The sequence below is a fragment of the Mycobacterium sp. genome (assembly GCF_035499775.1).
In the GTDB taxonomy this organism is placed as follows: domain Bacteria; phylum Actinomycetota; class Actinomycetes; order Mycobacteriales; family Mycobacteriaceae; genus Mycobacterium.
In genome coordinates this window covers 1-10,899 of the sequence record NZ_DATJYB010000290.1, presented here as the reverse complement: position 1 = coordinate 10,899, position 10,899 = coordinate 1, and the positions used below count along the sequence as shown (strand labels likewise).

General features: G+C 64.0%; 7 protein-coding genes and 2 pseudogenes. 3 read left to right on the top strand and 6 right to left on the bottom strand.

The window, feature by feature from the left end; translation table 11 throughout:
* The 3 genes and pseudogenes from VML93_RS18800 to VML93_RS18790 all read right to left on the bottom strand — a co-directional run.
* The coding region (locus tag VML93_RS18800) for a PHA/PHB synthase family protein (RefSeq protein WP_325612979.1) at positions 1–1,462 on the bottom strand (1,462 nt) is incomplete at its 3' end.
* 118 nt (positions 1,463–1,580) lie between these two features.
* Positions 1,581–3,023: an aldehyde dehydrogenase gene (locus VML93_RS18795; RefSeq protein ID WP_325612976.1), complete on the bottom strand. Its 1,443-nt coding sequence runs from the start codon at positions 3,021–3,023 to the stop codon at positions 1,581–1,583.
* 213 nt (positions 3,024–3,236) lie between these two features.
* A pseudogene (locus tag VML93_RS18790) lies at positions 3,237–3,443 on the bottom strand (acetate kinase); the annotation flags it as partial.
* A 612-nt stretch (positions 3,444–4,055) separates the two neighbouring features.
* Between VML93_RS18790 and bktB the strand changes: the two are divergent.
* The 3 genes and pseudogenes from bktB to VML93_RS18765 all read left to right on the top strand — a co-directional run bounded on the left by bktB (position 4,056) and on the right by VML93_RS18765 (position 7,516).
* A pseudogene (gene bktB, locus VML93_RS38640) lies at positions 4,056–5,242 on the top strand (beta-ketothiolase BktB).
* A gap of 34 nt (positions 5,243–5,276) precedes the next feature.
* Positions 5,277–6,632 carry an NAD(P)/FAD-dependent oxidoreductase gene (locus tag VML93_RS18770; RefSeq protein WP_325612972.1) on the top strand — a complete coding sequence of 452 codons (1,356 nt, stop codon included), beginning with the start codon at positions 5,277–5,279 and terminating at the stop codon, positions 6,630–6,632.
* A 26-nt stretch (positions 6,633–6,658) separates the two neighbouring features.
* Positions 6,659–7,516 (top strand): 3-hydroxybutyryl-CoA dehydrogenase, encoded by an 858-nt coding sequence (locus VML93_RS18765; RefSeq protein ID WP_325612970.1) that lies wholly within the window; start codon positions 6,659–6,661, stop codon positions 7,514–7,516.
* A 54-nt stretch (positions 7,517–7,570) separates the two neighbouring features.
* Here the strand turns inward: VML93_RS18765 and VML93_RS18760 are convergent, their stop codons facing one another.
* The 3 genes from VML93_RS18760 to VML93_RS18750 form a co-directional block, all read right to left on the bottom strand.
* Entirely contained in the window at positions 7,571–8,350 is a 780-nt protein-coding gene (locus VML93_RS18760) for an enoyl-CoA hydratase/isomerase family protein (RefSeq protein ID WP_325612968.1), read from the bottom strand.
* Between the two features lie 27 nt (positions 8,351–8,377).
* Positions 8,378–8,590: a dodecin family protein gene (locus tag VML93_RS18755; RefSeq protein ID WP_325612966.1), complete on the bottom strand. Its 213-nt coding sequence runs from the start codon at positions 8,588–8,590 to the stop codon at positions 8,378–8,380.
* 193 nt (positions 8,591–8,783) lie between these two features.
* A complete protein-coding gene (locus VML93_RS18750; RefSeq protein WP_325612964.1) occupies positions 8,784–10,748 on the bottom strand; it encodes an acyl CoA:acetate/3-ketoacid CoA transferase in 1,965 nt (654 codons plus the stop codon).
* Positions 10,749–10,899: the final 151 nt, after the last annotated feature.

Genomic DNA, 10,899 nt, shown 5'->3' with positions numbered 1-10,899 from the left:
ACCGAGCACTGCGATAACACGCCTGCCACGGGCTGATGTGATCGGCGATACCGGCAATGACGTAAGTGTCCACGGTGACCTTCGACAGGTCGACCGCGGTATCCAGCATTGTGGCACCTCCCGGCTCGGTGAGCGCGTTGGTGAGCCCGGTCTGCACCATGTCTCGATGCAGCGCGGCCGACATCCGCGTGGTGTCGGCGTTCCAGAACAGCACATCGAAGGGCGTCGGCTTCCGGCCCTGAATGTAGTTGTTCACCCAGTAGCGCCAGATCAGGTCGTTGGGCCGCAGCCAGGCGAACACTTCCGCCAGCGCGCGACCGTCGAGATAACCGCGTGCCGCCGAGGACCGGATCGCCCGGTTGACGACCGACTCGTCGGCCAAGGCCACGGCAACGCCGGCTTTGGTCTGGTCGAGCACGGTGACCCCCAACGCGAGACCCGCGATCCGATTCGCCTGGCCGATAGCGGTCAAGTGTGCGACGACCATCGACGCCAACGTCCCGCCCGAGCAGGTGCCGAACAGGTGTGTGCGATCACAACCGGTGATCGACTCGGCCGCGGCGATCGCATCGAGAATGGCCGATCCGTAAGTGTCGAAGCCCCAGTCGCGGTGTCGCGCCTTGGGATTGCGCCACGAGATGACAAAGACCTGTTGACCCTGCTCCACGAAGTACTCGATCAGGCTACGGCCCGGCGCAATGTCGACTATGTAGAACTTGTTGATCACCGGTGGCACGATCAGCAACGGCGCGGAGCGGACCGTGGGTGTGCGCGGAGCGTACTGGATCAGCTCGAATACGCGCGACTGGAAGACCACCGACCCGGCTGTGGTCGCAACGGTCCCACCGACGGTGAACGCATGGGATTCAACCATCGACGGAACGCGCGGCTTGGTCGTGAGATCCCTGACGAAGCGGAATACTCCCCGGCTCACGCTGGCACCACCGGTATCGATGGCCTCCTTGTAACCGAGGGGGCTCAGCAGCGGATTGTTCGACGGTGACAACGCGTCGACGAGGTTCTCGATTACGAAATTCATCCGCTCTTGGTCACGCCACTCCAGATCGGCGCCGGATAGCACGCCGTAGGCGGCATCGGCCGTTGCGAGGTAGGCCTGCATTGCCCGCTTCAACACCGGGTTCTGCGACCACGCCGCATCCGTGAATCGTTTGTCCGACCGCTCCGGGATCCGCTCGGACGTTCCGCGCGCGACGTTGGCCAGCTCGACCACCAGGTCGCGCCCCTGTCCGACCACTACCCGCGGTCGCCTCGCCAGGGCCAAACCAAACCGCACCCACGAACGGTTCGGCAGCAGCCGGCGACCGATCCCCAGCGCGGCATCGTTGAGCAGCAAGTCCAGGGGCGCAACGATTTCGGCGGCTTCGTTGTCGTAGGTCGCCCGCCCGCGTTTGGTGCTGTGGGGCCCGGCGGTGCGCTTGTTGGTTCGGACCGTCTGTGCCATCACGTTTTCGCGTGCTCCGTCAGGCTTCGCCTCGAGACGTCGAATTTCTGTCAGCGGGATCTTCTGGCGGCCATCCGTAACACTCGCGTCGTATCCCCGATGGCGAGCCGGGTCGTTGTCAGCCGCCGACATACATCGACTTCAGGTTCAGGTAACTGCTCAATGCCTCGGGGCCGAACTCGCGGCCCATCCCGCTGTCCTTCACACCACCGAACGGCGACCCAATCGAAACCGGATACCCGTTGATCCCGATTGTGCCGGTATGCACCTGGCGGGCAACATCTTTCGCCCGTTCGACGTCGGCGCTGAACACCGACCCGCCCAGCCCGTACACCGAGTCGTTTGCGATCCGCACCGCGTCTTGTTCGTCGTCGTAGGGGATGATCGCCAACACCGGCCCGAAGATCTCCTCCCGGGCGATGGTGGCCGAGTTATCCATGTAGGCGAACACCGTCGGTTCCACGAACCAGCCGCGGTCCAGGTGTTTCGGCCGCCGACCACCAGCAACCAATTTCGCTTCGGCCTTGCCTTTTTCGATATAGCTCTCGACTCGCTGCCGATGCGCCTCGAAGGCCAGCGGGCCGATCTCGACGCTAGGGTCCAACGGATCACCGATCTTGAACGACGACACCCGCGTGGCCACCGCGTCGACAATCTCGTCGTAGCGACTCGCCGGCGCCAGCAGTCGACTGCACATCACACACGTCTGGCCGTTGTTCAAGAATGTGACGAATTGCAGATTCGGCCAGATTTCGTCCATATCGACGTCGTCGAGCACAATCGCCGCGGACTTACCCCCCAACTCCAACGTGACCGGACGCAACAACCCCGCACACACCGTTGCAATCGAGCGCCCCGCCGCGGTCGACCCGGTGAAGCCCACCTTGTTCACGCCGGGGTGGCTGACCAGATAGGCACCGATGTCCCGGCCACCGGGAACCCAGTTGATGACCCCGGGCGGCAATTCGGCGGCCTCGGCCGCCTCCGCCAGGATGTAGCAATCCAGCAGCGTGCTGGGCGGCGAAGGCTTGACCACCACCGTGCAGCCCGCGGCCAGCGCGGGCCCGATCTTGCTCATCGCCAACACCACCGGGTAATTCCACGGCACGATCGCCGCGACCACACCCAGCGGACTTCGGCGCACCAGCGTCTCCACCCCCAGCTGCGATGGCCGGCTCTCCTCCGCCGGTGTCGACCTGGCCAAATCGGCGTAGAAGCGCAACATACCGATCGCGAAGGCGCCCTCCAGCATTTCGCTCAGCCCGATCGGCATCCCGTTCTCCTGAGACACGGTTGTCGACAAATCCGCCGCGCGTTTATCCAGTTCGTCGGCGAACCGGTGCATCGCCGTCGACCGGTCCTGAGGTGACCAGCTGGCCCAACCGGAGTTCTCGAAGCAGTCCCGCGCCGCCGCCACCGCCCAGTCCGCATCGGCCTCGGTGGCCTCGGGCACACTCCCGAGTACTTCCTCTGTGCTGGCATTCAGCACCGTGAACCGTTTCGATGTGGCTGGTTTGACCCAGCCCCCACCAATGAACAAGGCATCACGGTCAACACTCAACGCCGTGGCTCCCAACTACTGGCACGATTGCAAAAATTGTGACTGCTGTTAATTCGCAGCCTCGTCCGGGCAATAGGGTTTGTCGATGTGGAGGTGAACAACAGTCGTCCCGCCGCATAGTGCCGGGGAACATCCGCCCGGCTCGGTTCGGGGGCGGTAAGTTAGGAGCCGGCAAACTGGACCATTCCGTTGACCTGCAAATACAGCCGGAAATCAGGTGAATTGCCAGGCGGCGCGGGCTATCGCCAGTTCTTCGTTGGTGGGCACCACCAAGACGGTGGTCTCTGAGTCGTCCGTCGAGATCACCCGCGCCCCGCGGACATCGGAATGATTACGTTCGGGATCGACCGCAATGCCATACCTTTCCAGGCCGGACAGCGAGTCCTGGCGCACGTTGGCGGCGTTCTCGCCCACGACGCCGGGCGCAGTCAGCATGCTCGGCACAGCGGTGGACCTTTCGACGATAACCGTTGATACCTATGTCGTCGCCGGGATAAGAGACCATATCTCGCCGTGGCAGGCCTGCTACCGCAGCGCCCGATTGCTAAGCGGCACAGATGCGCGTTTCGTGTTGTCCTCCAGTGGACACATCGCCGCGCTCGTCAACCCACCCGTAACCCCAGGGCGAGCTTCTATGTCGGCAAAGCCGAAGAATCCGACCCGGCAATTTGGTTGGAGGGGGCCGAGAAGAAATCCGACTCGTGGTGGCCGCACTTCACGACGTGGCTCAGCCAACGGCCGTCGCAAGATGGTGGCACCGGCGGCGCCAGGCGGCGGCCGGAACGACGGTGATCGAGCCGGCGCCCGGCAGATACGCGCGGGAGCACTGACGTGGGGCGCGGCGCCTTGGTCTCAGTACCCGCCCGGCCGCGACTGCGGCCGACCTGCCCAACAATGACCGCCGCCCACACTTATCGGGCGGCCCATTGTGCGCGAATCCAACCGCGACGCACAATGCCGGGGCTGCAGTCCAATGACCAGACGTGCTGGCACGCTTACGCTTTGCGCAATATCCACCGATGGGAGGCGTAAATGGCGGCAGCACGCGAAGTCGTTGTGCTCAGCGGGGTTCGTACTCCGGTCGGGAATTACGGCGGCAGCCTGAAAGATTTGTCGCCAGCCACGCTCGGGGCCATGGTGATCCAGGAGGCTGTCGGCCGGGCGGGGGTGGCTCCCGATGATGTCGCTCACGTTGTTTTCGGGCACGTCATCCCGACCGAGAAGCACGATGTCTACCTGGCCCGAGTCGCCGCGGTCAATGCGGGCCTGCCGGTCAAGACACCCGCGGTTACAGTAAATCGCCTGTGCGGCACAGGGTTACAGGCCATCATCGATGCCGCGCAGCTGATCTTGCTCGGCGACGCTGACTGTACGGTGGCGGGCGGTTCGGAGTCCATGAGCCGCGGTGCCTATCTGGCCGAGAACCACCGCTGGGGTCAGCGGATGGGTAGCAGCGAGCTGGTCGACTCGGTGACTGGTGGGCTGACGGATCCGTTCGACGACTACCCCATGGGCATTACCGCCGAGAATGTGGCAGCGAAGTGGGGTGTGCCGCGCGAAGAGCAGGATGCGCTGGCGGTCGAAAGTCATCGCCGTGCCGCCCGGGCCAGCGCCGACGGGTATTCAAGGAGCAGATACTCCCGGTGGAGCTCAAGACCAAGAAAGGCACGACGGTCGTCGAACACGACGAACACATCCGGACGGACGTCGACCTCGCCTCGATGGCCAAACTCCGTCCGGTTTTCAAGGAGAACGGCACCGTGACCGCGGGCAACGCCTCGTCGATGAACGATGGTGCGTCGGCGGTGGTGATGATGGATCGCGCCGTTGCGGAAAGTCGCGGGCTGTCGCCGATGGCTCGGCTGGTTGGTTACAGCTATGCGGGGGTCGACCCCAAATACACGGGGATAGGACCGGTTCCGGCCGTCAAGTCGTTGCTGGGGCGCGCCGGATTGACTGTCGACGACCTCGATGTGATCGAACTGAACGAGGCGTTTGCCGCGCAGGCGATCGCGGTCATGCGTGACCTCGGCCCACCCGAGGACAAGACAAACCCCAACGGCAGCGGCATCTCGATCGGACATCCGATCAGCGCGACCGGTTCCATACTGACCGTGAAGGCGCTCTACGAGCTCGAACGCATATCCGGACGGTACGCTTTGGTGACGATGTGTATCGGTGGTGGACAAGGCATCGCCGCGATTTTCGAGCGGCTATGAGAATGTCGCACAACAGCGGTCACCGGTGACCAACATGGCCAGACGTCATCAGGTCGTGGTGGTCGGCGGCGGGTTCGCGGGGCTCAGCGTGACCAAGGCGCTGGCCCGCGCCGACGTCGACATCACGATCGTCGATCGCACCAACCATCACCTGTTCCAGCCGCTGCTGTATCAGGTCACTACCGGGATCCTGTCGGAAGGCGTGATCGCGCCGCCGCTGCGCAGCATCATCAGGGACCAGGACAACGCGCGTGCCGTGCTGGCGGAAGTGACGCGTTTCGATCTTGACGCCAAGATGCTGTACGGCGTCTCACCCGACGGTCGCGCACTGCGGCGCCGCTACGACACGCTGATCGTGGCGGCCGGCGCCACGCACGCCTACTTTGGGCACGACGATTGGGCCGAATTCGCGCCGGGAATGAAGACTCTCGAGGATGCCCGCGACCTGCGCAGCCGCATCCTGTCGGCATTCGAGATGGCCGAGACCGTAGCGGATCCCGAACAGCGTGCAGCATTCCTGACGTTCGCCGTGATCGGCGCGGGACCTACCGGGGTGGAACTGGTGGGGCAGGTCGCCGAGCTGGCCAAAAGAGTACTGCCCCAGGAGTTTCGCTCGGTCGACACCGCCAACGAGACCCGGGTGGTGCTGATCGAAGCCGCTCCGGCGGTACTGCCACAGTTCCACCCGAAGCTGCAACGCTACACCCGGCGGCGGCTGACAAAGATGGGCGTCGAGGTGCGGGTGGACACCGCAGCGACCGCGATGACCGACGACAGCATCACCGTGCTGGGCCCCGAGGGCCCCGAGGAACGGATCGCGGCGCGCACCAAAATCTGGGCCGCCGGGGTGCAGGCCTCCCCGCTGGCGAAGATGCTCGCGGCGGCCACCGGCAGCCACACCGATCGCGCGGGGCGGGTGGTGGTGCTACCAGACTGCACGCTGCCCGGGCACCCGGACGTCTTCGCGATCGGCGACATGGTGTCGCTCAACGGCCTGCCTGGGGTCGCCCAGCCGGCGATCCAGGAAGGCAAATACGTCGGACAGGTCATCCGGGCCCGGCTGAACGGCGACGACGCCGGCGCACCGTTCAAGTACATCGACAAAGGTAGCATGGCGACCATTGGACACAATGCCGCGGTGGCGAACGCCTTTGGGATGAGGTTCACCGGTCCCCTCGGCTACTTGATGTGGGGCTTCATCCACGTGCTGTATTTGATCGGCTGGGGGAACCGGTTCATCACGCTGTACAGCTGGCTGCGGTCGCTGAGCTTTAGCCATCACCGCGGCGAGCGGATCATCACCGTCGAACGGGCGCGCCACGAACTCACTTACGCCGCAACGCACCGGCACGCCGACGAACCGAACTACCCGCTGGCGAAGCGGGCTTAACCCTATTTCAGATGGAGGCACACGGCATGGCGGAAACAATCAAATCGGTGGCCATCCTCGGTGGTGGATTCATGGGCGCGGGCATCGCAGAATCCGCGTCCATCGCGGAATTCGACGTGCTGATCCGGGAATTGCCTGACTTCATCGATGGGGCGCGTACCAGGTTGGAGAAGTCCATCGACGGCGCTGTGAAACGGGGAAAGCTTGACGCCGACCAGCGCGATGCGGCCCTGGCCAGGATCAAATTCACCAGCGAGTTGACCGATGTCGCCGGCAGCGACCTGGTCATCGAGGCGATACCCGAGAACCTCCAGCTCAAGCTTTCAATCATGAAGGGGCTCAACGAGATCGTCAGCGAAGAGACGATCCTCGCCTCTAACACCTCGTCAATTCCGATTGCCGAACTTGCCGGGGCGGTCAGCCGTCCGGGCCGCGTGGTGGGGTTGCATTTCTTCTCACCGGTGCCGGTGATGAAATTGGTCGAGATCGTGAGGGCACTCGACACTAGCGACGAGACCATAACGGCTGCACGGGAATTCGTTGCGCGGCTGGGCAAGCACCCGATCGAGACGAAGGACCGAGCCGGGTTTATCGTCAACTTCCTGCTGACGCCCTACCTGATGGGCGCGGTCCGGATGTACGAAGAGAATTTCGCCAGCCGCGAGGACATCGACTCCGGGATGAGGTACGGCGCCAGTCACCCGATGGGCCCGCTGCAGCTGTGCGACTTCATCGGCCTCGACGTGCTCAAGGCGGTCTGCGATTCGTTGTTCGAAGAATTCAAGCGCGACGAGTACGCGACGCCGCCGCTGATGAAGCGCATGATCGCCGCGGGCCACTTGGGCCGCAAATCGGGTCGGGGCTTCTACGACTACAGCCAGTAGCGGAGGAAACGTCGGGTGCGCCAACAGGTTGTGGCGCAAAGCAATACGCCCTGCCTACTTACCGACGAAGCGCGCCTTACCGGGGCCGCTCTCGACGAAGCTGTGCATTCCCAGCTTCTGGTCCTCGGTGGCGAACAGCGCCGAGAAATGCACCCGCTCGATCGCGAGGCCGGTGTCGAGATCGAGGCCGAGACCGGCGTCGATCGCCTGCTTGGCGGCGCGCAATGCCTGGGCGGGGCCGGCGCAGAACTCGGCGGCGAACCGGGCTGCCGCGTCGTAGACCTCCCCGTCGGGCACCACCCGATCGACCAGCCCGATCCGCAGCGCCTCCCCCGCATCGATGCGCCGTCCGGTGTAGATCAGATCCTTGGCCCGGGCCGGCCCGATCAGGCGCGGCAGTCGTTGGGTGCCACCGGCACCGGGGATGATCCCCAGCAGTATTTCGGCCTGTCCGAATTTGGCGCTTTCGCCGCACACCCGAAAGTCCGCGCACAGAGCCAATTCCAGTCCGCCGCCGAGCGCGTAGCCGGTGACCGCCGCGACGACCGGCTTGGGAATGGCCGCCACCGCACTGAACGACGCATGCATCGCCTGGCTGACGACGGGCATCGCCGGGTAGTCCTGATCCGCCATCTCCTTGACGTCGGCGCCCGCAGCGAAAGTCCTTTCGCCACCGTAGATAACCACCGCTCGGACAGCGGGCGCTGCGCTGATCATCATCGCGGCCGCACGTAGTTCAGACTGCATCGCCACGTTGATCGCGTTCATCGGCGGCCGGTCCAGCCGGATTGTTGCGACGCCGTCGGTCACCTGCACGTCCACCAGTTCGCTCATGCAGGACCTCCCGGCCGAATCGGCGATCTACCTGTTGGTCGCGTCATATTTGAATGACAGCGCCAACCAAACCCGGTATGCGCTGATTTGACCGTTTTCGATCGTGACGTCCTGGCGGATTAACTCGGCGACGCGCAGCTCGCGCACGGTCCCTGCTGTAGTCTCGACGGCGCTGCGCGCAGCCGCTTCCCAAGATTCGTCGCTGACCCCGATGACCTCGGTAACCCGGTACACACTCATATATCGCTCCTCATCTCTTCGGGTCAGTTCCGATGTCCGTAACCGACTCTGGGTCGAGGCGGCCATTCTCGATCGGCCGCACGCATATATCTTGCGACGGACGACACGGTGGATCGATGGTTAATGGCACAGTTTGTCCGGTCACGAATAATGCACGTGCACAGCAACAGTGCTGATCGGGCGGGTGCGCCCGTTATCGGCTGAGCCAGTCGAGTGCTTCTTGACGGTTTTCGTAGAGATGCGGCGCGAGTCCGCGCTCAGAGAGATGTCCGCTCAGCTTGAGGCGCATGAACGAGCTTGTGGTGTAACGCGTTACGCCTTCGTAATAGTGTTCGGCAAGGGCGCGAACGGCGGCGGCGTATGCGTCGGCAAGATAGGGGGCGAGGTAGAAATTGTCGTAGTTCGCCGCGACGGGCACCTTCTTGCCGACGGCAGCCAATCCTTGCTCAACCTCGGCGGTGATGGCTTTGAGCGCTTCCTCCGTGGTTACCGACATGCCTTCCATGTTGATGAAGAAAATGTTGCGCTCGGCGTCATAGACGAAGCGCGCTTCCAGCGGGACCGTGAGCAGTTCGTCCTTGAGCTCCATCGGTTCGTCCAGGAAGATCCTCGCGTCCATCAGCGCCGGGTCGCCGTCGATGATGGGTGTGAACCCGACGTGAGCCAGCACGTCCTTCTCCAGGTCAATGCCAGGGGCGATCTCAGTGAGTTCCAATCCGTCGGGGGTGAGCCGGAACACACAGCGCTCGGTCACGTATAAGACGGGCTGCCGAGTGGCGCCGGCAAGCTCGCCGCTGAAGGTGCACTGCTCGACATTCTCCAGAAACTTCGCGGCACCGACCCCGTCGGTCACGACGATGCGACCATCGACAACCTGGGTGCGGGCCGGCGCCAGGAACGAGCCCATGAAGATCACACTTTTGGCGTTCTGGCTGATGTTGATGAACCCGCCCGATCCGGCGAGCTTCGGCCCAAACCTGCTGACATTGACGTTGCCGTGCGAGTCGGCCTGGGCCATCCCGAGAAACGCCGCATCGAGGCCGCCGCCATCGTAGAAGTCGAACTGCGCGGGCTGGTCCAGGATGGCATCGCCATTGACCGCGGCACCGAAATCGTATCCGCCCAAAGGCAACCCCCCGATCACGCCGGGCTCGGCCGTCAGCACGATGTAGTCGAGGATGTGCTCCTCGGCGGCCACGCTAGCGACGCCTTCGGGTATTCCGATGCCCAGGTTCACCACGGAGTTGGGACGCAATTCCATGGCCGCCCGGCGAGCGATCACCTTGCGCCCGGACAGCGGCAGTGCCGGTATCGACGACAGCGGGACGCGCAGCTCTCCACTCAGCGCCGGGGAGTACTGGGTACCCCACGTCTGGGTGTGGTGTTCGGGCTTAGATATAACGACGCAGTCGACGAGCACACCTGGGATCTTCACGTCCTTCGGCTTCAGCGCCCCCCGCTCGGCGATCCGTTCCACTTGGACGATGACGAGTCCGCCGAGATTGTGCACCGCGGTCGCGACGGCCAGGGACTCGAGGAACAGCGCCTCGTGCTCCATGGAGATATTGCCGGCCGGGTCGGCGGTGGTGCCGCGAAGGAACGCGACATCCAACCGGTCGAATGCCTTGTAGAACAGGTACTCTTCGCCGCCGATCGTCATCAGCTCCACGCGTTCTTCGGTGGTCTTGTCGTTGATCTTGCCGCCGGCGACGCGGGGATCGACGAACGTACCGAGGCCAACGCGGGTGAGCAGGCCCGGCTTGCCGGCGGCCGTGTCGCGGAACAGCTGCGCGATCACGCCCTGCGGCAGGTTGTAGGCCTCAATCTTGTTGTCCACGGCCATCTTGCCCAGCTCATTCGACATCCCCCAGTGCCCACCGATGGCGGCTTTGAGCAGGCCTTCGTAGGCCAGTCGGTCGGTACCCCGGTCCGCCCGATTACCTTGAGCGACAGTGAAAGCCAGCGTCAGATCCTTCGGAGCGCCGGTCTTCAGGAAGCGCTCCTCCAGCGCCAGGGTCAGCTCTTCGGCAAAGCATTGGCAAGCAAAACCCTCCACCACGATGGTGTCGCCGTCGCGGATCAGCGCGACGGCTTCGGCTGCGCTGATGACCTTGTCCGGACGGGTCAGGCCGGAAAAGACTTCACTGGGAAGCTCCATGTTCGGGTCTCCTCATCGGTGTCAGCGTCACCAAATCACCGGCTGCGCTGTGCGAGGTCCACTTTGCAACGGGCGCAGGCGGGCGTCGATAGCCGCCGGGACAATTCACCTGCCAATCCATGGTGCTGCGGCACACCCGACCCCGTGCGCT